The 23,531-nt window shown below is 31.6% G+C and carries 22 protein-coding genes and 1 tRNA gene; 14 read left to right on the top strand and 9 right to left on the bottom strand.

Going from position 1 to position 23,531, the window contains the following annotated elements:
• Positions 1-14: 14 nt before the first annotated feature.
• The 3 genes from nadB to GGR97_RS08030 form a co-directional block, all read right to left on the bottom strand.
• A complete protein-coding gene (gene nadB, locus GGR97_RS08040; protein WP_167898015.1) occupies positions 15-1,598 on the bottom strand; it encodes an L-aspartate oxidase in 1,584 nt (527 codons plus the stop codon).
• Positions 1,599-1,602: 4 nt separating this feature from the next.
• A complete protein-coding gene (nadA, locus tag GGR97_RS08035; RefSeq protein WP_167898014.1) occupies positions 1,603-2,601 on the bottom strand; it encodes a quinolinate synthase NadA in 999 nt (332 codons plus the stop codon).
• Positions 2,602-2,676: 75 nt separating this feature from the next.
• The gene (locus GGR97_RS08030) at positions 2,677-3,750 is read right to left on the bottom strand and encodes a branched-chain amino acid aminotransferase (protein ID WP_167898013.1); all 1,074 of its coding nucleotides are present in this window, start codon (positions 3,748-3,750) and stop codon (positions 2,677-2,679) included.
• Positions 3,751-3,877: 127 nt separating this feature from the next.
• Here GGR97_RS08030 and mnmD point away from each other — a divergent pair, with 127 nt between their 5' ends.
• The gene (gene mnmD / locus GGR97_RS08025; protein WP_167898012.1) at positions 3,878-4,543 is read left to right on the top strand and encodes a tRNA (5-methylaminomethyl-2-thiouridine)(34)-methyltransferase MnmD; all 666 of its coding nucleotides are present in this window, start codon (positions 3,878-3,880) and stop codon (positions 4,541-4,543) included.
• 152 nt (positions 4,544-4,695) lie between these two features.
• On the opposite strand, the gene GGR97_RS08020 is transcribed toward mnmD, so the two are convergent.
• Genes GGR97_RS08020 through GGR97_RS08010 form a run of 3 tightly spaced genes read right to left on the bottom strand, consistent with a single transcriptional unit; the run spans position 4,696 to position 7,058 of the window.
• Positions 4,696-5,046 (bottom strand): SdpI family protein, encoded by a 351-nt coding sequence (locus GGR97_RS08020; protein ID WP_167898011.1) that lies wholly within the window; start codon positions 5,044-5,046, stop codon positions 4,696-4,698.
• A 36-nt stretch (positions 5,047-5,082) separates the two neighbouring features.
• The gene (locus tag GGR97_RS08015; RefSeq protein WP_167898010.1) at positions 5,083-6,168 is read right to left on the bottom strand and encodes a glycosyltransferase; all 1,086 of its coding nucleotides are present in this window, start codon (positions 6,166-6,168) and stop codon (positions 5,083-5,085) included.
• The gene (locus GGR97_RS08010; protein WP_167898009.1) at positions 6,168-7,058 is read right to left on the bottom strand and encodes a hypothetical protein; all 891 of its coding nucleotides are present in this window, start codon (positions 7,056-7,058) and stop codon (positions 6,168-6,170) included. Before GGR97_RS08010 ends, GGR97_RS08015 begins: the two co-directional genes overlap by 1 nt.
• A 56-nt stretch (positions 7,059-7,114) precedes the next feature.
• Here GGR97_RS08010 and ruvC point away from each other — a divergent pair, with 56 nt between their 5' ends.
• The gene (gene ruvC / locus GGR97_RS08005) at positions 7,115-7,669 is read left to right on the top strand and encodes a crossover junction endodeoxyribonuclease RuvC (protein ID WP_167898008.1); all 555 of its coding nucleotides are present in this window, start codon (positions 7,115-7,117) and stop codon (positions 7,667-7,669) included.
• Position 7,670: 1 nt separating this feature from the next.
• Complete coding sequence (gene hemW, locus GGR97_RS08000) at positions 7,671-8,795, top strand: radical SAM family heme chaperone HemW (protein ID WP_167898007.1); 1,125 nt, start codon at positions 7,671-7,673, stop codon at positions 8,793-8,795.
• Here hemW and GGR97_RS07995 read toward each other — a convergent pair.
• The gene (locus GGR97_RS07995; protein WP_167898006.1) at positions 8,792-10,132 is read right to left on the bottom strand and encodes an aldehyde dehydrogenase family protein; all 1,341 of its coding nucleotides are present in this window, start codon (positions 10,130-10,132) and stop codon (positions 8,792-8,794) included. The genes hemW and GGR97_RS07995 overlap by 4 nt on opposite strands.
• Positions 10,133-10,216: 84 nt before the next feature.
• Between GGR97_RS07995 and GGR97_RS07990 the strand changes: the two genes are divergently transcribed.
• The 3 genes from GGR97_RS07990 to GGR97_RS07980 all read left to right on the top strand — a co-directional run bounded on the left by GGR97_RS07990 (position 10,217) and on the right by GGR97_RS07980 (position 12,005).
• Positions 10,217-10,576 carry an MmcQ/YjbR family DNA-binding protein gene (locus GGR97_RS07990; protein ID WP_167898005.1) on the top strand — a complete coding sequence of 120 codons (360 nt, stop codon included), beginning with the start codon at positions 10,217-10,219 and terminating at the stop codon, positions 10,574-10,576.
• A 73-nt stretch (positions 10,577-10,649) separates the two neighbouring features.
• Complete coding sequence (locus tag GGR97_RS07985) at positions 10,650-11,258, top strand: GDSL-type esterase/lipase family protein (RefSeq protein WP_167898004.1); 609 nt, start codon at positions 10,650-10,652, stop codon at positions 11,256-11,258.
• An 18-nt stretch (positions 11,259-11,276) separates the two neighbouring features.
• Entirely contained in the window at positions 11,277-12,005 is a 729-nt protein-coding gene (locus GGR97_RS07980) for an esterase family protein (protein WP_167898003.1), read from the top strand.
• Here GGR97_RS07980 and GGR97_RS07975 read toward each other — a convergent pair.
• Together GGR97_RS07975 and GGR97_RS07970 are read right to left on the bottom strand one after the other, a co-directional pair.
• Complete coding sequence (locus tag GGR97_RS07975) at positions 12,002-12,457, bottom strand: OsmC family protein (protein ID WP_167898002.1); 456 nt, start codon at positions 12,455-12,457, stop codon at positions 12,002-12,004. The two genes, GGR97_RS07980 and GGR97_RS07975, sit on opposite strands and share 4 nt — an antisense overlap.
• Complete coding sequence (locus GGR97_RS07970; RefSeq protein WP_167898001.1) at positions 12,450-13,847, bottom strand: dipeptidase; 1,398 nt, start codon at positions 13,845-13,847, stop codon at positions 12,450-12,452. The genes GGR97_RS07975 and GGR97_RS07970 overlap by 8 nt, the downstream gene beginning before the upstream one ends.
• A 90-nt stretch (positions 13,848-13,937) precedes the next feature.
• Here GGR97_RS07970 and GGR97_RS07965 point away from each other — a divergent pair.
• The 8 genes from GGR97_RS07965 (at position 13,938) to GGR97_RS07930 (ending at position 23,516) form a co-directional block, all read left to right on the top strand.
• Positions 13,938-14,019, top strand: a tRNA-Leu gene (locus GGR97_RS07965).
• Positions 14,020-14,474: 455 nt separating this feature from the next.
• Positions 14,475-16,037: a type I restriction-modification system subunit M gene (locus GGR97_RS07960; protein ID WP_167898000.1), complete on the top strand. Its 1,563-nt coding sequence runs from the start codon at positions 14,475-14,477 to the stop codon at positions 16,035-16,037.
• 1 nt (position 16,038) lies between these two features.
• Positions 16,039-17,178, top strand: coding sequence for a restriction endonuclease subunit S (locus GGR97_RS07955; RefSeq protein ID WP_167897999.1), 1,140 nt, complete (start codon positions 16,039-16,041; stop codon positions 17,176-17,178).
• A gap of 9 nt (positions 17,179-17,187) precedes the next feature.
• Positions 17,188-18,450, top strand: a complete 1,263-nt coding sequence (locus tag GGR97_RS07950; RefSeq protein WP_167897998.1) for a hypothetical protein — start codon at positions 17,188-17,190, stop codon at positions 18,448-18,450.
• 210 nt (positions 18,451-18,660) lie between these two features.
• Positions 18,661-19,572: an Abi family protein gene (locus tag GGR97_RS07945; RefSeq protein WP_167897997.1), complete on the top strand. Its 912-nt coding sequence runs from the start codon at positions 18,661-18,663 to the stop codon at positions 19,570-19,572.
• Positions 19,573-19,632: 60 nt separating this feature from the next.
• On the top strand, positions 19,633-22,479 hold the full coding sequence (locus GGR97_RS07940) for a type I restriction endonuclease subunit R (RefSeq protein ID WP_167897996.1): 2,847 nt from the start codon (positions 19,633-19,635) through the stop codon (positions 22,477-22,479).
• 266 nt (positions 22,480-22,745) lie between these two features.
• A complete protein-coding gene (locus GGR97_RS07935; protein ID WP_167897995.1) occupies positions 22,746-23,039 on the top strand; it encodes a hypothetical protein in 294 nt (97 codons plus the stop codon).
• A 6-nt stretch (positions 23,040-23,045) separates the two neighbouring features.
• Positions 23,046-23,516, top strand: a complete 471-nt coding sequence (locus GGR97_RS07930; protein ID WP_167897994.1) for a beta-barrel fold lipoprotein — start codon at positions 23,046-23,048, stop codon at positions 23,514-23,516.
• Positions 23,517-23,531: the final 15 nt, after the last annotated feature.

The raw sequence follows: 23,531 nt of genomic DNA, 5'->3' as shown, positions 1-23,531 counted from the left end.
TATTGTTTTTAAGGTTACAAACAATCTTTGCTAAAAAAACCACCTTTGTTTTCTTTACGTTCCATAGAGGATTGTGTAATTAAGTAAGCATTGGTAATCATGTTTCTTAATTCACAAATAGGTACAGATAACTTAGCTTTTTTGTACAATTCTTTGTTTTCTTGGTACAACATTTCTATACGATTGGCAGCACGTAACAAACGCTCATCAGAACGAACAATACCTACGTAATTACTCATTATTTTCTGAATATCTTTTCTATCGTGGGTAATTAAAATGTTTTCTTTATTTTGAGATGTATCTGTATCATCCCATGCAGGAATGTCGTCTCTAAATTTTAAAGTATCTAGTTTCGCAACGGCATGTTCATAACTTTTATGAGCATATACTACGGCTTCAATTAAAGAGTTTGAAGCTAATCTATTGGCTCCGTGCAATCCTGTTCTAGAACATTCACCACAAGCGTATAGGTTTTCTAAAGAAGTTTCTCCATTTGTATTAACAGCAACACCTCCACAAATATAGTGTGCAGCGGGAGTTACAGGAATGTAATCTTTGTGAACATTAATACCTAAAGATTTACATTTTTCGGTAATGTTAGGAAAGTGATTTACAAAATGTTCAGGATCTATGTGTTTACAATCTAAATACACATAATCTTCACCTGTTAATTTTAATTCGGTATCTATAGCTCTAGCTACAATATCTCTTGGAGCTAATTCTAAACGATCATCGTATTTTTCCATGAAACGTTCTCCATGAATATTACGTAAAATTCCACCTTCTCCACGAACGGCTTCTGTAATTAAAAAAGCTGGAGATTGTGCCGGTTCTTGATGTAATGCTGTTGGATGAAACTGAATAAATTCAATATCTTGAATTTTTGCTTTGGCTCTGTAGGCCATTGCAATTCCATCACCTGTAGCTATTTTAGGATTGGTGGTTGTTCTGTAAACTTGTCCACTTCCTCCAGCAGCTAAAAGTGTAATTTTGGCGGTTATTGTTTTTATTTCTTGAGTATGTTCATCTAAAACATAGGCACCATAACAAGTAATTTCATCTCTATGAGTTACTGTTTTCTCGTGGCCTTGAGCTCTAAGAATATGATGGTCTGTAATAAAATCTACAGTAAAATGATCTTCTAGTAAGGTAATGTTAGGAGTGTTTTCTACTTCTTGTAACAAAGCACGAGCAATTTCGGAACCTGTAACATCTTTATGATGTAAAATTCTGTTTTGAGAATGTCCACCTTCACGACCTAAACTATAGTCACCTTTGTTGGTTTTATCAAACTGAGTTCCCCAAGCAATTAATTCTTCTAATCTTTTTGGAGCTTCTTCTACAACCATTCGCACTACCTTTTCATCACACAAACCATCACCTGCAATTAGGGTGTCTTGTATGTGTTCTTCAAAAGAATCCGTATCTGTGTTGGTAACGGTTGCAATACCTCCTTGTGCATATTTAGTATTACTTTCTTCTTTGGCAGCTTTGGTAACTATGGTAACCGAACCGTTTTTATAATGTTTGGCTACTTTTAAAGCGTAAGAGAGTCCTGCAATTCCAGAACCAATTACTAAAAAATCAGTTTTAATCATAAGATTATTTAGAAAGGGCTAACATTTTTTGAATAGGAATTAAAGCATCTTTTGCCAATGCTTCTTCTACCTCTATAGCCGGTAATTCGTGTTCTAAACATAAAAATAATTTTTTCATGGTATTCATACGCATGTAAAAACATTCGCTACAAGCACAAGAGTTATCTTCTTCTGATGGAGCTGCAATTAAAGTTTTGTTTGGAACTTGTTGTATCATTTGGTGTAGGATCCCTGCTTCGGTAGCTACAATAAATTTCTCGTTTTTACTTTCTCTAGCATATTTTAACAATCCTGCAGTAGAACCAATGTAACTAGCTGTTTTTAAAATATGAGAAGGAGATTCTGGATGTGCAATAATTTCAGCATCAGGATGTTCTGCTGCTAATGTTAATAGTTTTTCAATAGAAAAAGCTTCGTGTACCATACAAGCACCATCCCAAAGAACCATGTTTCTACCAGTTTCTTTGTTTAAATAATCACCTAAGTTTTTATCTGGAGCAAAGATTATTTTTTGATCTTTTGGAAAAGAGTTAATAATTTTAACGGCATTAGAAGAAGTACAAACAATATCACTCATTGTTTTAATTTCTGCAGAACAGTTAATATAAGTAACTACTTTATGATCTGGATATTTGGCTTTAAAAGCTTTAAAGTCTTCTGGTGGACAAGAATCTGCTAGAGAACAACCTGCATTTAAATCGGGTAATAAAACCTTCTTTTTAGGGTTTAATATTTTGGCAGTTTCGGCCATAAAATGCACTCCACAGAATACAATAATATCAGCATCTGTTTTGGCAGCTTCTTGTGCTAATTGTAAACTATCACCTACAAAATCTGCAATATCTTGAATAGCTTCTTCTTGATAATAGTGAGCTAGTATTACAGCGTTCTTTTCTTTTTTTAGTCGATTGATTTCAGCAACATAATCTGTAGTGCTTTTAGTATCGATGTCTAAAAATCCTTTATTGTTTAAGTTTTCTTTTGCTTGAGCTAAAGTGTCCATTAAAAATAGTTTTGAAGTACAAATTTACAAAAAAAGAGCCTATAAAAGGCTCTTTTAATTATATGTCGGTCTTATTTAGATTGATCTTACAGCATATCTCCAACCAAATGGATCTTCTGTTTTTCCTGTTTGAATATCAGTAATTGCTTTTTTAAATAAAGAAGCATAACTGTTTTCTAGTTTAGGTAAGTTGTAATCGTTTCCTTTAAAGTTAAAGCTAACAATAGGATTAATTACAGCAGCAGTACCTGCACCAAACATTTCTTGTAAGGTTCCGTTTTTAGCAGCTTCTTCAATTTCGAATACAGAAACGTCTCTAATTTCAACTTTTAATCCTTCTTTTTCTGCAATAGCAATTACACTTTTACGAGTAATACCATCTAGAATTCTGTCAGATGTTGGAGCTGTAATTAAAGTATCACCTACTCTAAAGAATACGTTCATTGTTCCCGCTTCTTCTAAGTTTTCGTGTGTACTAGAATCTGTCCAAACTACTTGTTGGTATCCTGCTTCGTTTGCTAATTTAGTAGGATAAAATTGTCCTGCGTAGTTACCAGCACATTTTGCAAATCCAACACCTCCACTAGCAGAACGGCTAAATTTATCAGCAAATAATACGCTTACTTCTCCGCTGTAATACGATTGCGCAGGAGATAATATAAACATAAATTTATATTGTTTAGCAGGCGATGCCGACACACCAGGTTCTGTAGCAATGATAAATGGACGAATGTACATAGAACTACCTTCTGTAGTCTGAATCCAGTCTTTATCTATATTTAATAACATTTCCATTCCGTCAAAGAATAAATCTTTAGGAAATTCTGGAATAGCTAATCTTTCAGAAGATTTGTTTAATCTTTCAAAGTTTTGTTCAGGTCTAAATAACCAGACGACGTTATCTAACGATTTGTAGGCTTTCATTCCTTCAAATACAGCTTGTCCGTAGTGGAAAACTTTAGCAGATGGGTCCAAAGAAATTGGTCCGTAAGGTCTAATTTTTGCATTAGTCCATTTCCCATCAATATAATCACACTCAAACATGTGATCTGTAAAGTTTTCTCCAAACGATAAGTTGTTAAAATCTACCTCATTAATCTTTGTGGTTGCAGATTTTGTAATCGTGATGTTCTGGTTGTTTATTCCCATGATTTCGTTTGTAAAAAAATATATTTATGAAGAACAAAAGTAAATATAAAAATTGTAATGTGTGCAATAAAAACACTTTTTAACAAAGTATATTAATACCTATATTTGCAACAACAATTTAACTGTTTTGAAAAGAAAAATCATAGTTACATCTGATGGATCGACCACGATTCATTTACCTGCATGGAATGAGAGTTATCATTCTACCCATGGAGCTATACAAGAAGCTTATCATGTGTTCATAGAGATGGGCTACAGAGCTATGGAAAAAGATGATTTTTCTATTTTAGAAATAGGTTTTGGTACTGGACTAAACGCGTTTATTACTTTATTAGAAACTGCTAAAGATACTCGTACTATTAATTATGTGGGAGTAGAAGCGTATCCTGTTAGAGAAGATGAGTTGTTAGCTTTAAATTATGTGTCTGAATTAGATACCAGAAATTTATCACATAAGTTTGAGGAGATGCACTTGACTCCTTGGAACAAACCACAGCAAGTAAGTCCAAATTTTACGTTAACAAAAAGACAAATGTTTTTTCATAACATTACGGATGTAGCTGCTTTTGATTTGATTTACTTTGATGCTTTTGGAGCAAAAGTACAACCAGAGTTATGGTCCGAAGAAATTTTTGAAATCATGTTTAAAGCTTTAAGACCCGGAGGTAAAATTGTAACCTATGCTGCCAAAGGGAGTGTGCGTAGAGCAATGCAAACTGTTGGTTTTGTTGTAGAAAGATTGCCTGGTCCTCCAGGAAAAAGAGAAATGTTAAGAGGAACCAAAAACGAATAGAATGACTGAGTTTTCAAGATTAAAAAGAAAAAAGCCCAACCGACTAAGAGTAATTTTATTAGTAGTTGTGTTGTTTGTTGTATTGTACTTACTGAAGAATGCAGATACTTTAGTTTCTCAGTTTTTTGGGAAGTAACAATTAAAAAAACGTTTTAGAGTTTCTGTTTTAATTTTTGTTCTGTAATAAAAATAACAGAAATTATGGAGAGCACTGCTACTATAATTCCTGTAATAACAAGTATAGGATATGCTTTTTGAGGAATTTTAAAAGCAGCAATTATAAAGCTAGCTATTAAAAGAAGAATTCCTGTTTGTATCATTTTTTTTGCAGAAAACTTCTGAGAAAAATCCCAAAGTTGTTGGTTGGACATAGATCTTTTAGTTCTATAACCATAGAGTGCATTTATTTCTTTAGGAGGAAACATTAACATTAAAAGACCTGTAATAATAGAGATAGCCCCCAAGAGAATAGGTGTAATGAGTAATTGAAGTTGAGTCCACATAAAATGTGATTTTAGGTTACTTAAATATAATAAAACTTATCTGTTAAAACTTCTGTCTTTCCAAGTATAACCACCAAACAAAGCTTTAATTCCTATATAAGTATTTAGAAAAGGGTAGATTATAGCTATTGGAATGTATTTCCAATAATTGATGTTTTGGTTTAGTTTTTCTGCGGTTATAAATAATAAAATTCCATCAACTCCAATTTTTACCATCCATAGAAATACAGCTAGTATGGGTTGATAAACAAGACTTATTAATAGAGTTAGTTGAGTAATTAAAACAAGTAATCCTACCAGTTTGGTAAAGTTGTTTTTATAATGTGTGCTTTTAGCAGCCCAACGTATACGTTGCTGAAAAACAGCTTTCCAGTTTGTTTCTGATTTTGTGCGGACAATAGCTTCTGTGGTATTTAAATAGTGAACCTTGTTTGAATTGTTTTTAACAAAACTTTCTAAAGTAAAAATATCATCACCACTAGCAATGTTAAAACTATTGTTGTTATGTATTTGTAAATAGCTGTTTTTATCAAAGCCCATATTGGCAGCATTACACATCATAGGTTTTTGCAGTCCAAAACTTCCCATAGTAGTTCCTATTAAGCTCAAAGAATCAAATAGCTGATATTGATGTACAAATCCTTTTTTGATAGCTAAGGTAATAGGACCCGCTATAAACAAACTCTTTTTTTTATGAATAGTAGTATTGTAGCAGTGCAACCAATTTATGGGTAACTGGCAATCTGCATCGGTAGTAAGAATCCAGGAATGTTTAGCGACCTTAATTCCTACTTGTAGGGCATCTTTTTTAGGAGAATTGCTAGTTCTTCTGTTTTCTAATAAGAGTAGATTAGGTATTTTTTCTTGCCAATTTTTAATGATGGATACAGATTTATCTGAAGAAGCATCATTAATTAAAATAACTTCAAAATCATTAGGAGCATAATTTAGTTGTTCAATACTTTTTAAAAGTGTCTCTAAGTTATCGGCTTCGTTTCTAAAAGGGATTAGAATGCTAAATTTTTGTTTGGGAATAGCAAGGTCAATTTTTGATTTGGGTAAAAAAATCAATCCAAAAACAAAACTTAAAATCAGACAACTATAAAGAAATATAACAATCATTAGTGTTCTTTAGATTTATAAAATTGTAAAATACTTCCTAAAATAGATGGACTTGCGTGGTTACAAATCCACAATACAAAATAGGCAATTAATATATTTTGTTGACTATACCCTAGAGGAGATAATACCCACAAAGCTACGCTTCCTTTAATAGCAAAATCTAAAATATTTAAAATAGGCAATAAGGAACTCAGCAAATAAACGGCACAAATTCCTGCATATAGTTTTAATAAAGGTAAATTTTCTTGATGTAATAAAACCATCAATACAAAAGAGAAACAAACGAATTTTATAACAGAATACAAAAACAATTGTAGATGAACTTTTATAGAAAGACTTTTAACAAGCTGTAAAATTTTAACTCTGTAAATAATAAGAGCAATAACTCCAACACAACTTGTAAGTATAAAAAATAGTTGCTGATTGTAAAGTTCAAAATTTATTTCGTTCATTAATACAAAAACTCCCCATACTCCAAAAAAAATGGTGGTAAGCATTTGATAAATTCCTTTAGATAGATTTAGAAACACAATTCTTTTTCCTTGTTCTTTAGGGTAAAAGAATATTTTTTTAGCATAATTTCCAGAGTTAAACGGGGTAATCATTCCGTAAGTGTAGGCAACCAATGTTTGATAAGTTGCGGTTTTAAAAGAAATGTTCTTAAAAGTATTAATGACAACTTTCCATTTTAAAATTTCAAAAATCCAATTCCCAATGGTAAGGAAACCAACCACGATTAAAAGTGTAGGATTAAAAAACTCATAGAGATGCTGAGGGCTAAAAGAAGTAGTTGCAATTCTATAACCAATATAAACCAATGCCAAAATACTAACCGTATATTTTAACAGGGTGTTTAAGGGCGATAAAAATTTACGAATAGAGCTAAGCATGCACAAAGGTAGCCTTCATTTTAGTTACCTTTGCTAAAATAGTTAAATACACTGTATTGGCCTTAGAAAAAATTATATTAGGAATAGATCCTGGAACTACTATTATGGGGTTTGGGGTGATAAAAGTTGTTGGAAAAAAGATGGAATTTGTTCAAATGAACGAATTGTTGTTAAGTAAATACAGCGATCCTTATGTGAAATTAAAATTGATTTTTGAAAGAACTATTGAATTGATAGAAACCTATCATCCTGATGAGTTGGCTATTGAAGCTCCGTTTTTTGGAAAAAATGTACAATCTATGTTAAAGTTGGGTAGAGCTCAAGGAGTAGCAATGGCAGCAGGTTTGTCTAGAGATATTCCTGTAACAGAATATTTACCTAAAAAAATTAAAATGGCCATTACAGGTAGTGGAAATGCCAGTAAAGAGCAAGTTGCTTTGATGTTAAAAAGTTTGTTAGATTTAAAAACTTTACCCAAAAACTTAGATGCTACCGATGGTTTGGCAGCAGCAGTTTGTCATCATTTTAACAGTGGTGTAAAAGTAGGAGGAAAGAACTATAGCGGATGGGCTAGTTTTGTAAGTCAGAACGATCATAAAGTAAGAAAATAAGATGGCAGGAATTTATGTACACATTCCGTTTTGTAAAAAAGCATGTCATTATTGCGATTTTCACTTTTCTACTTCTTTAAAACAAAAACAAACTTTTTTAGAGGCTTTAGAAAAAGAAATCATTCTTAGGGTTGATGAGTTTAAAAACGAAATAGTAGAAACTATTTATTTTGGAGGAGGAACTCCCAGTATTTTGGAGGCAGCAGAACTTCAAAAAATTATAGAGATTATTAGGGCTAACTATCAGGTAATTGCTGTTCCAGAAATTACATTAGAAGCCAATCCGGATGATTTATCGGATGCAAAAATAATAGCATTCGCAAATACAGAAATTAACAGACTAAGTATTGGGGTACAATCTTTTGGTGATAAGGAATTGCAAATGATGAACCGAGCGCACAACGCTAAAGAAGTGCTACAGTGTTTGCAAACAGCTACACAATATTTTAAGAATATTACCATTGATTTGATGTATGGAATTCCAGGTTTGTCTAATAAGGAATGGAAACAAAATATAAAACAAGCTTTGAGTTTTGGTGTTCAGCATATTTCATCTTATGCACTTACGGTAGAAGAAGGAACGGCTTTGCATCATTTTATTAAAAACAAAAAATATCCTGAGTTGGATGAAAATTTGGCAGCGGCTCATTTTGATCTTCTAGTATCTGAATTAGCGCAAGCAGGTTTTGATCATTATGAAATCTCCAATTTTGGAAAACCTAATTTCTATTCCAAACACAATACTTCTTATTGGTTAGGAAAACCGTATTTGGGTTTGGGTCCGTCAGCACATTCTTTTATTGGAAATACTAGAAGTTGGAATGTAGCAAACAATGCAAAATATATCAAATCTCTGGCAGAAGGTAAATTGCCATTAATTCAAGAAATATTGAGTGAAAAAGACAGGTATAACGAATATATAATGACCGGTTTAAGAACTATTTGGGGAGTGTCTTTACCTAAAATCATCAAAGATTTTGGTGAAGCTACTTGTGTGTTTTTAGAAAAACAAATTCAGCCTTACATAAAAAATGGAACATTGCAACTAGAAGAAAATCAACTAAAAACTACCCAAAAAGGAAAGTTTTTAGCTGATGGAATTGCTAGTGATTTGTTTTGGGTTTAAGCCACAGTATTGGTTTTAGCATTTAAAAAAGTTTTTAAACCATGTTCTCCCAATTCTTTTCCATAACCAGATTTTTTTACGCCTCCAAAAGGAAACTTAGGATCTGAGGTTACTTTAAAATTGATAGATACATAACCTGCTTGAACTTGTGCGGCTATTTTTTGTGCTTTTTTAATATCTGTAGACCAAATAGCGGTTCCCAATCCGTAATCAGAATTATTTACATCATCAATAGTTGTTTCTAAATTATCGTAAGGAATTACACAAATTACGGGACCAAAAATCTCTTCTTTTAGCATTGGATTCTCTTTGTTAACAACTAACAAAGTGGTTTCGTAAAAAGGTTTGTTAATTTTTCCTCCTACAATTAATTCTGCTCCATTTTTTATAGTTTCGTCTACCTGATTTTGTAGTGTAGGTAAAAAATCAGCCTTAGAAATAGGACCTATTTTTGTGTTTTTGTTCAAAGGATCACCAGGAGTTAATCTGGCTATTTTTTCTTTAAAAAATTCAAGTGTATACTCTAATTTATTTTTGGGTACAAAAATCCTTTTAGCAGCAATACAAACTTGTCCTGAGTTGGCTGTTCTAGACTCAAATGCAGAGGTTAATGCTGTGTCAAAATCAGCATCTTCTAAAATAAGAGAAGCATCTGTACCTCCTAATTCTAAGACCGATTTTTTTAAGTGTTTACCTGCTAAGGCAGCTACAGAACTACCTGCTTTTGCACTTCCTGTTAAACAAACTCCTTGTACAATTGGGTGAGCTACAATTTGTTCAACTTGCGAGGTTTCTATTATTAACGTATTAAAAACAGCTTCTGGATAACCAGCATCTGTAAATAGTTTTTCTATCGCGATAGCAGCTCCAGTTACATTACTTGCATGCTTTAACAAGCAAACGTTTCCTGCCATAATATTAGGAAACACGTATCGGAAAACTTGCCAAAAAGGAAAATTCCATGGCATAATTCCAAAAACAGCTCCAGTACTATGGTAACTTATATACGTGTTTTCATTTAAAGATCTATTTTCTAAAAAAGCAGCGCTTTGGTTGGTAAAATATTCAACAAGTGTACTTGTTTTTTCAATTTCAGCCAAAGCTTGTGTAATGGGTTTCCCCATTTCTGTACTTATCAACGTAGCAAATTCCTGCTTGCGTTTTAATAATAATTCTTTTAGTTTTTTACCCAACTCTTCTTTATCTTTAAAAGAAAATTTTTTCCAATTATTGTAAGATTCTTGAGCAGCATTTAGTTTTAAATTTAACTCATGGTCTGTTAAATAATCATATTGGTGAATTTCTTTTTGTGTATATGGATTGATGGTTGTAATCATTGTAAAGTAGACTAAGTTTTATTTACAAACTTACAAAATGTATCTTAGTAGATAAGTTGTTCTATATCAAGTAAAATAGTTAAAATGAACATAGAAGATTTAAGGAATTATTGTATAAACAAAGCTCATGTAACAGAAAGTTTTCCTTTTGATGAATCTACCTTGGTTTTTAAAGTGGCCGACAAAATGTTTGCATTAACAGGTTTAGAAAGATTGCCTTATGGTGTTAATTTAAAATGTGATCCTGATGAAGCCATTCTTTTAAGAGAGAATTATGAGGCAGTGAGTCCTGCATTTCATATGAATAAAAAACATTGGAATACCATCCTGTTAGAAGCTGATATGACTACTGATGAAATAAAAAAATGGATAGATCATTCCTATAGCTTGGTGGTAAATAGTTTAACAAAAAAGAAACAGAAAGAATTGGGCTTTATAAAATAGTTAAATCATTTAGAATTAGTTGGTAAGAAAAATATTTGGTTAACTTTACAAATCGAACAAAAGAGTAAGGAAGATGTTTTGGTATCAAGAAGAGTTAGATAGGTTAGATAAAGAAAAAAAAGAGTTAGAATACGTGCCAGATATGGTGTTTTATGGGAGTTCGTCATTTAATTTATGGAATGATATTCCTGAATTGTTTAAAGAATACAAACCTATAAATTTAGCCTTTGGAGGATCTACACTAGCGGCTTGTTCATGGTTTTACAAACAAAATTTTAAAGGTTTACATCCCAAAGCAATTATGATTTATGCAGGGGATAATGATTTAGGTGATGGTAGACATCCAGAAGAAATTGTACTGTTTTTTAAGACTTTGTTAACACAAATAAGAGAAGATTACGGAGGAATTCCTGTTACTTTCGTTTCTATAAAACCAAGTCCAAGTAGATGGTACTTAGAAGGAAGTATTAGATACACAAATAGCAATATAGAAGAAATTACGGAGCTAGATGAAAATTTTCATTTTATAGATATTTACAAAGCTACTTTAGATATTTCTGGAAAACCAAATTCAGATTATTTTTTAGAAGATGGTTTGCATTTAAATAAAAAGGGATATAAAGTTTGGTTTGATGTTATTTCTAAACATTCAGAAAGTTTTCCTCAATTACAAGTTCACTAACCATGCATACATAATCCTATGAAAAGAGAGTACCATAAGTGGTATAGCCCAAATTTAGAAAGAGATATGGAGTTGTTAATTTTTGGACACTCCGGAGCAAAAGTTTTGTTTTTTCCTCCTAGAATGGGACGTTTCTATGATTATGAAAATTGGAGAGTAATACAATCTCTTGAAGAAAAAGTAAACAATGGCGATATTCAAATTTATTGTCTAGACAGTATAGATTCCGAAACTTTTTACAATAACTATGATCATCCTGGTCATAGAATTTATAGACACAATCAATACGAAAATTACATTTTAAGCGAAGTACTTCCTTTAATGGATGTGCTAAATAGCAATCCCAATATTATTTCTGCAGGGTGTAGTTTAGGAGCTTATCATGCAGTTAATATTGCCATGAGACATCCTGAACTTTTTTGCAAAGTAGTGGGAATGAGTGGTCGTTATGATTTAACGGTCTCTAAAGGTTATTTTGATGATTTACTATGTGGTTACCACAATGAGTATGTTTATTTTAATATGCCAAATCAATATCTTAAAAATATAGATTGTAAGAAATTGATTCAGGATATTAAAAAACTAGATATTGTTTTAGCTATTGGTAAAGAAGATTTGTTTTTAGAAAGCAATTACAAGTTAAGAGCAATTTTTGACGAAAAAGAAATTCCTTATCAATTTTACGAATGGGATGGAGAAGCTCACAAAGCCAGATATTGGAGAAAAATGGTTCAGATTTACATTTAGTTAATGGTGGGATTGTGTTTAATAATAAAATTACAAGACCTAGCAATAAAACAATAGTCGTTTGCTTGAGAAAATAATTCTTCTACAACCAGCATGTCTTTATGTGTTGTAGTAATTACAGGTTGTAAAGTTACAATTTCAAACTGCCCACTTCCATTTGGATTTACTTTTACTTTGCCAACAGGATTATCTATATAACTATCTATTACAATTTGATACTGACTACATAAATAGAAAAAAGACATCATATAACAAGAAGCCAGTGCAGATAATAGCATTTCTTCTGGATTGTATAAAGTTTTATCACCATGAAAAGTAGCATCAGCAGAACCCGTTAAATTGGGCTTGTTTTTAAAACTCAACTCATAAGTTTTGTCGTACCTGTAGTTTTTAGCAATGTTAATACTTCCTTTCCAGGTTAAACTAATATGATATTCGTGTAGGTTACGCATCTTGTTTGTATAAATCTGTAAAATGTTTGTAGAAATAAGGAATGGTTTCTATACCCTTGTAAAAGTTAAACAATCCGTAATGTTCGTTAGGGGAATGTATAGCATCACTGTTTAAACCAAATCCCATTAAAATGGTGTGACTTTTAAACACATCACTAAATAAAGAAACAATAGGAATACTTCCTCCAGAAGGTTGTGGAATAGGAGTGTTGGTAAATGTTTCTGAATAAGCTTTGTGTGCAGCTTTATAACCTATAGAATCCATTGGAGTTCTGTAAGCTTTTCCTCCGTGATGAGGTTTTACGGTTACTTTTACAGATTTTGGAGCAATGCTTACAAAGTAATCTGTAAATAACTGGGTAATGGTATCTGGATCTTGACCAGGAACTAATCGCATAGAAATTTTAGCATACGCTTTAGAGGGTAAAACTGTTTTGGCACCTTCTCCAATATAGCCTCCCCAAATTCCATTTACATCCAATGTTGGTCTTACAGAACTTCTTTCTAAGGTAGTATATCCTTTTTCTCCAAGTTCTTCATCAATATTTAAAGCTTTGTTATACTCTGATTGATGAAACGGAGCTTTTGCCATTTCTGTTCTTTCTTTTTCGGATAATTCATAAACATGATCGTAAAAACCAGGAATGGTAATTTTATTGTTATCATCGTGAAGTTGAGTTATCATTTTTGATAAAATATTGATAGGATTGGCAACTGCACCTCCGTAAAATCCGGAATGTAAATCTCTATTAGGTCCTGTAACTTCCACTTCTACATAACTCAATCCACGTAAACCTGTGGTAATAGAGGGTTGGGTGTTAGAAATCATTCCGGTATCCGAAATTAAAATCACATCATTTTTAAACAATTCTGCGTGTTCTTTAATAAAAGAAGCAAGACTAGGAGATCCTATTTCTTCTTCTCCTTCTATCATAAATTTAACGTTACAAGGTAATTGGTTTGTAGCAATTAAATATTCAATGGCTTTAATATGCATAAACATTTGTCCTTTGTCGTCACAAGCACCTCTGGCAAAAATAGCTCCATCAGGATGGATATCTGTTTTTTTAACGGTAGGCTCAAAAGGAGGAGTGTCCCATAAATCTATTGGATCTGCTGGTTGTACGTCGTAATGGCCATAAACTAACACGGTGGGTAAGCTAGTATCTATTATTTTATCTGCATAGACTACCGGGTTTCCATTGCTAGGAATTTGTTGTACGTTTTTACATCCTGCTTTTTCTAATGCCTTAGCTACTTCCTTTGCTGTTTGTAATAGTTGAGGTTTGTAGCTAGAATCAGCACTTATAGATGGGATTTTTAACAAATCACATAGTTCATTTAAAAATCGTTCTTTGTTAATATGGATGTATTCTTGTAGCTGATTCATGTTAAAAATTTAAAGTTCTACTAAAATATAATATTTCTCTTTGCAAATTGTAACTATTGTTTATATTTGCACTCGTTAAAGATTTTAACTGCAGGCGTGGTGGAATTGGTAGACACGCTAGACTTAGGATCTAGTGCCGCGAGGTGTGAGAGTTCGAGTCTCTCCGCCTGTACAATATAAGAAAGCTGACTTTTTAAGTCAGCTTTCTTTGTTTTTGGGTAGCACATAGGTAACACATTTGTGTTGTTTTGTGATAATTAATGTATGTAAAGTATCATAGACTCTCTTTTCTCTATTTTTTAAAATTTGCCTAGATTTAATAACATTTGATGTTTGTATTAATTTATAACCTTACCCTGAGTATGAATTCATAATTTATTGAAGGGAGAGAGTTTTATGTATAGTACTTGTTGTTTTTTATACCATGTGCTTACTTTACTCTAAAGTTTAATTGTCTGTGTTCCGTTAATTCTATCGTAAAAATATCGCATATCTCGATACGCAATAATTCTAAAGACAAAAACGCAGTTCCATTGCACAGCTTCTTTTTAAATTTGTAAAAAGATATTTACTCCTTTGCTTAAAAGGAGTAAAGTATTCTATATTTATAAAAAATCAGAAAAGTTCATGTCAGAAGACCAGAAGAAAGTTTTAGAAACCCAACTGTGGGCAATAGCGAATGAATTAAGAGGAAAAATGGATGCTGATGAATTCCGTGATTATATTTTAGGATTCATCTTTTACAAATACTTATCAGAAAAACAACATTTGTATGCTAACGAGTTGTTAGAAACAGAAGATGTTAAAGAATATACGTTGGTGACAGATGTTGAAACTTTAGAAGCTATACAAGAAGAATCTATTTTAAAGTTAGGATATTACTTAGCACCTGCCCAATTGTTTAGTGCGGTAGCTAAAAAAGGTAATGCAAATATAGAGGATGAGAGTGATTTTATCTTAGAAGATTTAACAGCAATTTTAAATGGTATTGAGCAAAGTACCATGGGGAATGAATCGGAGGATGATTTTAACAAATTGTTTGAAGATTTAGACCTAAACTCTACCAAATTGGGTAGAAAAGTAGAAGATAGAAATACCTTAATCGCCAAAATATTACAACACCTAGACAAAATAGATTTTGATTTAAAAAATTTAGAATCTGATGTATTAGGTGATGCTTACGAATATTTAATTGGGCAGTTTGCCTCTGGTGCGGGTAAAAAAGCGGGAGAGTTTTATACACCACAACAAGTATCTAAAATATTGGCAAAGTTAGTAACTACTAATAAAAGCAAACTAAAATCTGTGTACGACCCTACTTGTGGGTCTGGTTCTTTGTTGTTACGTGTGGCTAAAGAAGTAAAAGTAGATGAGTTTTACGGACAAGAACTAAACCGTACTACCTACAACTTGGCACGTATGAACATGATTTTGCACGATGTACACTACCGTAATTTTGACATTAAACAAGAAGACACCCTAGTAGACCCTCAGCATTTAGACCAACGTTTTGAAGCCATTGTAGCCAATCCACCATTTTCTGCCAAATGGAAAGGAAAAGACAACCCTATAAATGAAACCGATGAGCGTTTTGCACAGTACGGAAAATTAGCTCCTACTAGTAAAGCAGATTTTGCTTTTGTACAACACATGTTGTATCAGTTGGCAGAAAACGGAACCATGGCAGTAGTATTGCCACATGGAGTATTGTTTAGAGGTAGTGCCGAAGGAACCATTAGAGAATATTTAATAAAAGAACTTAACTGTTTAGATGCCGTTATAGGTTTGCCAGCCAATATATTTTACGGAACCAGCATTCCTACCTGTATTTTGGTGTTGAGTAAATGTAGAACAAACCCAGAAAACGTGTTGTTTATAGATGCTAGTAACGAGTTTGATAAAGTAAAAACTCAAAACGTACTTACAGCAACCCACATACAACACATTGTAGACACGTACAGAAACCGAACCGAAGAAGAAAAATATAGCCACGTTGCCACGTTAACAGAAATTGCAGAAAACGACTACAACCTAAACATACCCCGTTATGTAGATACGTTTGAAGAAGAAGAACCTATAGATTTAGAAGCAGTTTGTACAGAACTACAACAAGTGGCAAAAGGAATAGAAAGCACCGACCAACAAATTGCTTCTTTTTGTGCAGAACTAGGTATTAAAACTCCTTTTTAATATGGAAGCAACAACAAAAAAACAATTAGTTCCCAAACTAAGGTTTAATGAGTTTGATGGGGAGTGGAGAAAAGGAAAGTTAGGAGATATTGGAAAAGTTAAAATGTGTAAAAGAATTTTCAGTAATGAAACTTCTGAAGCTGGAGATATTCCTTTTTATAAAATAGGAACTTTTGGAAAGAAACCAGATGCCTTTATAACGAAAGAACATTACTTAGATTATAAAAAAAAATTCTCCTTCCCAAGGAGAGGGGAAATATTAATTTCTGCATCAGGTACAATAGGAAGGACTGTTGTTTATGATGGAGAATCAGCATATTACCAAGATTCTAATATTGTTTGGCTTGACAATGATGAGTTATTAGTAAAGAATAAGTTATTGTATTATTTATATCAGATTGTAAGATATGAGTCAGAAGGAGGTACAATTCAAAGGTTATATAATAGTATAATATTAGGAACAAAAATTTATTTCCCAACCCTTCCAGAACAAGAAAAAATAGCGAGTTTTTTAGGTTCGGTAGATCAAAAAATAGCCTTGTTGCAACAAAAAAAGAAAGCTTTGGAGTTGTATAAAAAAGGAGTCATGCAGCAGTTGTTTTCTCAACAACTTTGTTTTAAAGACCCAAACGGAAATCACTATCCAGATTGGGAAACTAAGAAGTTGGGGGAGGTTTGTGAGAGTATAAAATCGGGAAAGAGTAAATTGTCTGATGATGGAATAATACCACTTTATGGTTCGACAGGAATAATTGGTAAATGCTTAGAGTCTTCTCATCAAGGAGAATTTATTTTAATAGCAAGGGTAGGTGCAAATGCGGGTACAATAAATTTAATTGATGACTGTTTTGGTGTGTCAGATAATACTTTAATAGTTGTTTGTAAACCAATTTTAGAAATTGGATATGCTTACTATTTTTTAAGTGGTTATAATTTGAAACGTTTAATGTTTGGTTCAGGTCAACCATTAATTACAGGTAGTCAATTAAAAGCATTAAAACTAAAACTACCATCTCTAGAAGAACAACAAAAAATTGCTAATTTTTTAAGTGCCATAGATGTAAAAATAGAGGCTTGTGCTAGTCAACTCCAAAAAACACAAACGTTTAAAAAAGGTTTGTTACAGCAAATGTTTGTGTAGGATATGGAGATGAAAGTAATTAAAAATGAAATTGATTTAATTCAAGAAAGTTATGTTGAATTTGCAAAGTCAAAAGGCTCTTGTTTTGTGTGTTTTGATAACTTGTTAATAGATTTTGAATTAACATTAATAGATAAAATGCTTCATGGAAAATTATTTAAACAACCTTATTTATCTGAATTATTTAGTGAAGAATATGGTGAGGCTATTGTTGATTTTGAATTAGGTAGAAGGACTTTTGATATTTTAGATGAAATTGATGGTTTTCATTTCAAAAATTGTGATTTCACACATAAATTAATTTTCAGAAATAGTAGTTCAAATTTTAAGTTTCATTGTTGTTCATTTCAAGAACTCTATTTAAAAGATGTTGTTTTGGAGGGGAAAATTAGATTTTATGAATCTATTTTTGAAAAATCTTTTAATTTAGAAAATACTACTTTTAAAAATCTTATAGATTTCTGGAAATCTACCTTTAATGAATCCATAAATTTTTATAAAACAGATTTTATTAAAACGGTAGTACTTGCAGGGTGTACGTTTGAAAACAATGTACTGTTTACTTATACCAAAGTGGCTGACATTGCTATATTTAGAGGTGCATATTTTAAGAAAGGGTTAGATTTATCATTAGCATTAGTATCAGGTAATCTAAACTTATTTGATATTCAAATTGACAATAAAAAATTTGAATCTCATAATGAAAAAGATGAAAAGGATTATTTTAATATGGTAGATAATTTAAATGAAATACCATTAAAAAATAAAAGAGAAACATATAGAATTATTAAACAATATTTTGCAGATAATGGAGACGATTTGCATGCAGTAGAGTTTTCTAAATATGAAAAGGAAACTATAAAAGAGATCTTAAAATATAAAAGAAGAATTTCAGATGATAATCCTAATTATAATCTACTAAATTACATTAGGTGGGGTATGGAGCAATTGTCTTTATGGCTTAATAATGTGTCAAATGATTATAGAAACTCTTATTTAAGTGGATTGTTTTTTACAATAATAGTAGGGCTTTTATTTTTTACACTATCAGTACTTTCTTTACCTAATTATTGTTTTGAATGGAATCCATTTAAATGGTCAATGCCAGAGTTTGGTAAGTATTATATGACTTTTATGAACCCAACTCATGATGTAGATTTATTTAATGAATTAACACCTAATGGATGGACTTATTTTTGGCAAACATGGGGTAGAATTTTTATAGGTTATGGTATTTATCAAACAGTACAAGCCTTTAGAAAATTGAAATAAGAAGTACTTTGGTTTTTATATATCAGTAGTTTTTATAAGTATAGAAGATTTCAAGAAAATAAAAAATGTAAAAAACAGATGGCTAGATTAGCAAAAAATTGTAATTTTGCAGTAACAGTACACACCACGCTACCCATTAGAACAGCGTACCAGGGTGTGTCTTTTGCTTTTATAGCCTTTGGTTTTCTTAACTTTACTTACATTTAGGCTATGTTTAAAAAAGAAGCACTTACCGTAGAACAACAGGTTCAGAAACTACAAAAACGAGGTTTAATAATTAAACAACCTAAAATTGCGGAAAAATATCTTTTAAATATTAGCTATTATAGGTTAGGTGAATATTGGCATGTAATGCAAAAAGACAAAGTCAATCATATTTTTAAGCCTAATAGTGTTTTTGAGGACGTAATAGCCTTGTACAATTTTGATGCAAAATTAAGACTCTTACTATTTGATGTAATAGAAAAAATAGAAATTAGTTTTAGAACTAAGTTAATTTATTATTTATCTCATGAATTTAATCCCTATTGGTTTGAAAATTCAAGCTGTTTTAAAAATACATTTCAATTTGAAAAAACATTAGAGATCATTCGTAAAGAAATTAATAGGAGTAATGATGTAACTATAAAAAAGCATTTTGAAAAATATGGAGCAGAAAAGTCACCACCTTCATGGAAGGCGTTAGAGCAAGTAAGTCTTGGTGTTTTGTCTAAGCTTTATGGTAATTTAAAACCAAGTATAAAATCTAAGAAAATAATTGCTAGAGAGTTTGGAGCAGTAAATCATATATATCTACCAAGTTGGTTGCAATCAATAACACAAATTCGTAATCATTGTGCACATCACTCTAGGTTATGGAATAGAAATTTACCAAGTAAAGTGAAATTACTTTCAAACCCACCTAATGCTTGGATTGTAGATGCTAAAAACGTACCTAAAGAACATGAGTTCCATAAGCTATACGTACATATGTGTTTAATGAAGTACCTTTTAAATACAATTATACCCAATAATGATTTTACAAAAAGATTGTGTAGTTTGCTACAAGAATATCCTAATGTAGATCCCAATGCATTAGGGTTGAAAATTAATTGGCAAAACGAACCTCTTTGGAAATATTAAAATAGCTTAAAACTACGATATTTACAGAGAATCTAGGAGTTTTTAAAAGAAAAAGAAAGAATGACCACACAGCCAGAATCCATTTTAGAAGAAAACTTAATCCACCAATTGGTTGGTTTAGGGTACGAGCGAGTTGTTATAAAAGACGAAGCAGATTTAATCATCAACCTAAAACAGCAGTTAGAAAAACACAATAACACACAGTATTCAGATAAAGAATTTGCTCAGTTGTTAAATCAGCTAACCAAAGGGAATATTGTACAAAAAGCACATACGTTAAGAGATAAATTGACCTATACCAAAGACAATGGAGATGTGGGTTATGTAGAGCTCATCAATCAACTGCATTGGTGTCAAAATCAATACCAAGTCACCCACCAAATTACCATCAAAGGAAAGTACGAAAATCGTTACGATGTAACTATTTTAGTAAATGGTTTGCCTTTGGTACAAATAGAACTAAAAAAACGAGGTTTAGAGCTAAAAGAAGCTTTTAATCAAACCCACCGTTACCAAGCACATACTTTTGCGTCTGGTAAAGGCTTGTTTCAGTTTATACAATTGTTTGTGATTAGTAACGGAGTAAATACCAAATATTACGCTAACAATCCCATCAAACTAAGGTCGTTTAAACAAACTTTTTTTTGGGCAGATAAAAGCAATAAAATCATTTCACAGTTATCAGACTTTGCGGAAGTGTTTTTAGAGCCTTGTCATCTGTCTAAAATGATTACCAAATATATTGTGATTAATACCAATGGAGTGTTAATGGTGTTAAGACCTTATCAATATTATGCTACAGAAGCTATTGTAGAGCGTGTTAAGACTACTAGTAAGTTTGGTTATATATGGCATACAACGGGGTCTGGTAAAACGTTAACATCGTTTAAAACCAGTCAAATTCTAACCAATTTACCAGAGGTAGACAAAGTAGTGTTTGTGGTAGACCGTAAAGATTTAGATTATCAAACCATTAAAGAATTTAATAGTTTTAAAGAAGGTTCTGTAGATGCTACTAATAATACAAAATCATTAATTCATCAATTTAATGATGATACCAAGTTAATTGTCACTACACTTCAAAAATTAAACAATGCTGTTTGGTCTGATAAGTACAAGACACAAATGCAAGGTCAAAAAGACAAAAAGATAGTTTTTATTTTTGATGAGTGCCATAGAACTCAATTTGGAGATACACATAACCGAATTAAAGAGTTTTTTACCAACGCACAAATGTTTGGTTTTACAGGTACTCCTATTTTAGCAGAAAATGCATCTTCAAATCATTTAGGGAAACGTACTACCAAAGATTTGTTTACAGATTGTTTACATAAATATGTAATTACAGATGCTATTAGAGATCAAAATGTATTAAAGTTTTCTATAGACTATGTAAGTAGATTTAAAAGCAAAGACGACGTACAAGAAGATGCTGTAGAAAACATAGACACTCAAGAAGTTTTAGAAGCAGAAGAAGGATTAGAAAAAGTGGTGGATTACATTATTGCCAATCACGATAAAAAAACACATAGCAAAAAGTTTACAGCTATTATGTGTGTGTCTTCTAAAGAACTTTTAATTAAGTATTACGAGTTGTTTAAAGCTAAAAGACAAGATGGCTTACATAATTTAAAAATAGCAACTATTTATTCTTACGGAGCCAATGAAGAAAATGAAGATGTTGCCGATGGTTTTTATGAAGATGAAGCCAATGTTGCTAATGAAGATGCAAGCGAATATAAATCAACTCACTCCAGAGATAAGTTAGAAGAGTTTATTAAGGATTTTAACAAAGAGTTTAAAACCAACCATTCTACCAACGATTTTTACATGTATTACAAAGATGTAGGTAAAAAAGTAAAAGAAAGAAAGGTAGATATTCTGTTGGTGGTTAATATGTTTTTAACAGGGTTTGATAGTAAAACCTTAAACACTATTTATGTAGATAAAAACTTACAATACCACGGATTAATTCAAGCTTTTTCTAGAACCAATAGAATTTTAGACGAAGTAAAGTCACAAGGACAAGTAGTTTGTTTTAGAAACTTAAAGCAAAAAACAGATGAGGCTATTACTTTGTTCTCTAACAAAGATGCTATTGATGAAATTGTACTAGCTCCTTATGACCACTACATACATGATTTTGAAAAAGCATTAAGAGATTTAATAAAAGTAGCTCCAACAGTTGAAAGTGTTGATGAATTACCTAGTGAACATGAGCAATTAGCTTTTGTAAAAGCATTCCGTAGCTTAATGCGTATTAAAAATGTGTTAAGCACTTTTGCAGATTTTGATTTTGAAGATATGCCTATCTCAGAACAAGATTTTGCAGACTATCAAAGTAAATATCTTGATATAAGAGACCGTGTTAAAAAAGAAAGCGAGGCTCAAAAAACCTCTATTTTAAATGACATTGATTTTGAGGTAGAATTGATTAGAAGAGATGAAATTAATGTTGCTTATATATTGGGGTTATTAGCTCAATTAAATGAAGATGAACAAACAGGAGTTTCAAAAGAAGAGCTAGAGAAAAAGAAAAAAGCAATTAAAGAAATGCTGACCAATGAGGTTGAGTTAAGAAGTAAAAAAGAATTGATTGAGAAGTTTATAGAACAGCATTTACCTAATATAAAGGAGGTAGATGAAGTTGTTAACGAATTTGAGAATTACCTAAATATAGAACGTAAAGAAGCTGTTGTAAAGATTAGTAAAGAAGAGGGATTAGATCTTAATAAGCTAGATATTACGATTCAAAATTACTTGTTTACTCAAAAAACACCTCTACCCGATGAAGTGATTAATACGATGTTAGAACGTCCTAAATTAAAAGAACGTAAAACCAAAGTAACAAGAGTGGTGGGGAGAATAAAAGACTATGTAGAAACTTTTGTGAACGGGTTGAGTTAAAGACATTCTAAACTTTATAATTTCTCAGAAATATTTAGGTCTATTATTCTATAAATACCTAATTTTACAAACAGAAAAAGAAAATATTAAAATATAAAGCGTTTTGCTTTTGATTTGGTTCTATAAACTCGCCAGGTTTAAATTACTCACCACAATCAAAGTTAAGTGCCCACGTTTTGCGTGGGCTATCTTGCTTGGTGAGTTCGTTTCTGGCGAGACGATTAGAACAGGTATCAGGTAGTTCCACGCTTTTTTTACGTAAAAAAATGCAAAATAATCGCCAGTTTAACCTCCAAGAAGTCCTGACTACTCAGTTTGGATTTACATCAATAGACATAGACAGATATCAAACTCTTTTAAATGATCAATCTAAGATTGAAACATTAAAAAGTTCTGTTTCCTACGTGCTTTCCAAACCTCAATTTTTTAAAACACAAGAACACAAGCGTAATACTCTACTAAAAAAATGTAAAGAATTGGCTTATGAAGTCAATACGCACAACACAACTTCTATTGGTGACTTTATTCAAAAAAAATTCAATAAATATCAACCAAAATAAATAAATATGAAAAAGAGAGTTTTAAGTATGCTATTCATAGCCATGACCATGATAGCTTGTTCAAGTGATGATTCTTCAAATATTGAAGATGAAAGTATTTCAACATCTGAGAAAAATAATTTTGAAGTTGTTTATACTCAGAAAGGAGATTTAGATGAATCAATCATTATTTTTAATATGATAGGAGTTAATGATGGTTTTGTAGCATCTAATATTATTGACAAAGAAGAGAATAAAGACTTAGGAGATAAACCTTTTCTAAGTATGCACGAAAAAACAGAAGGTACTTATGCCTATACAGTAAAAGATAAAGTTGAAAGTGTGATGATAACGTTTAGTAGCTCTGTTGATGAAGAAGCGAGTAAAGCTTTAGAAATCAACATCAAGGTTTTAAAAGATGATAAAGAAGTATATAATCAAGATGAAAAAATAGAAATAGGAAAAACACTTATTTCTAAATCATTTTCAGTAGAATAATAAAACAATAAAATA

The organism is Wenyingzhuangia aestuarii (genome assembly GCF_011927765.1).
Lineage (GTDB): Bacteria > Bacteroidota > Bacteroidia > Flavobacteriales > Flavobacteriaceae > Wenyingzhuangia > Wenyingzhuangia aestuarii.
The sequence above is the reverse complement of the archived record's forward strand: the minus strand, read 5'-3'. Positions and strand labels throughout refer to the sequence as shown.

Excerpts from the sequence above, each read along its gene's own strand:
- nadB (WP_167898015.1), bottom strand. The coding sequence starts at position 1,598 with ATGATTAAAACTGATTTTTTAGTAATTGGTTCTGGAATTGCAGGACTC.
- GGR97_RS07945 (WP_167897997.1), top strand. The coding sequence starts at position 18,661 with ATGTTTAAAAAAGAAGCACTTACCGTAGAACAACAGGTTCAGAAACTA.
- nadA (WP_167898014.1), bottom strand. The coding sequence starts at position 2,601 with ATGGACACTTTAGCTCAAGCAAAAGAAAACTTAAACAATAAAGGATTT.
- GGR97_RS07985 (WP_167898004.1), top strand. The coding sequence starts at position 10,650 with ATGTTTTGGTATCAAGAAGAGTTAGATAGGTTAGATAAAGAAAAAAAA.
- GGR97_RS07990 (WP_167898005.1), top strand. The coding sequence starts at position 10,217 with ATGAACATAGAAGATTTAAGGAATTATTGTATAAACAAAGCTCATGTA.
- GGR97_RS07980 (WP_167898003.1), top strand. The coding sequence starts at position 11,277 with ATGAAAAGAGAGTACCATAAGTGGTATAGCCCAAATTTAGAAAGAGAT.
- GGR97_RS08010 (WP_167898009.1), bottom strand. The coding sequence starts at position 7,058 with ATGCTTAGCTCTATTCGTAAATTTTTATCGCCCTTAAACACCCTGTTA.
- GGR97_RS07995 (WP_167898006.1), bottom strand. The coding sequence starts at position 10,132 with ATGATTACAACCATCAATCCATATACACAAAAAGAAATTCACCAATAT.
- GGR97_RS08030 (WP_167898013.1), bottom strand. The coding sequence starts at position 3,750 with ATGGGAATAAACAACCAGAACATCACGATTACAAAATCTGCAACCACA.
- GGR97_RS07950 (WP_167897998.1), top strand. The coding sequence starts at position 17,188 with ATGAAAGTAATTAAAAATGAAATTGATTTAATTCAAGAAAGTTATGTT.
- hemW (WP_167898007.1), top strand. The coding sequence starts at position 7,671 with ATGGCAGGAATTTATGTACACATTCCGTTTTGTAAAAAAGCATGTCAT.
- GGR97_RS07930 (WP_167897994.1), top strand. The coding sequence starts at position 23,046 with ATGAAAAAGAGAGTTTTAAGTATGCTATTCATAGCCATGACCATGATA.
- GGR97_RS07975 (WP_167898002.1), bottom strand. The coding sequence starts at position 12,457 with ATGCGTAACCTACACGAATATCATATTAGTTTAACCTGGAAAGGAAGT.
- GGR97_RS07970 (WP_167898001.1), bottom strand. The coding sequence starts at position 13,847 with ATGAATCAGCTACAAGAATACATCCATATTAACAAAGAACGATTTTTA.
- GGR97_RS07935 (WP_167897995.1), top strand. The coding sequence starts at position 22,746 with ATGCAAAATAATCGCCAGTTTAACCTCCAAGAAGTCCTGACTACTCAG.
- GGR97_RS08015 (WP_167898010.1), bottom strand. The coding sequence starts at position 6,168 with ATGATTGTTATATTTCTTTATAGTTGTCTGATTTTAAGTTTTGTTTTT.
- GGR97_RS07955 (WP_167897999.1), top strand. The coding sequence starts at position 16,039 with ATGGAAGCAACAACAAAAAAACAATTAGTTCCCAAACTAAGGTTTAAT.
- GGR97_RS07960 (WP_167898000.1), top strand. The coding sequence starts at position 14,475 with ATGTCAGAAGACCAGAAGAAAGTTTTAGAAACCCAACTGTGGGCAATA.
- GGR97_RS08020 (WP_167898011.1), bottom strand. The coding sequence starts at position 5,046 with ATGTGGACTCAACTTCAATTACTCATTACACCTATTCTCTTGGGGGCT.
- GGR97_RS07940 (WP_167897996.1), top strand. The coding sequence starts at position 19,633 with ATGACCACACAGCCAGAATCCATTTTAGAAGAAAACTTAATCCACCAA.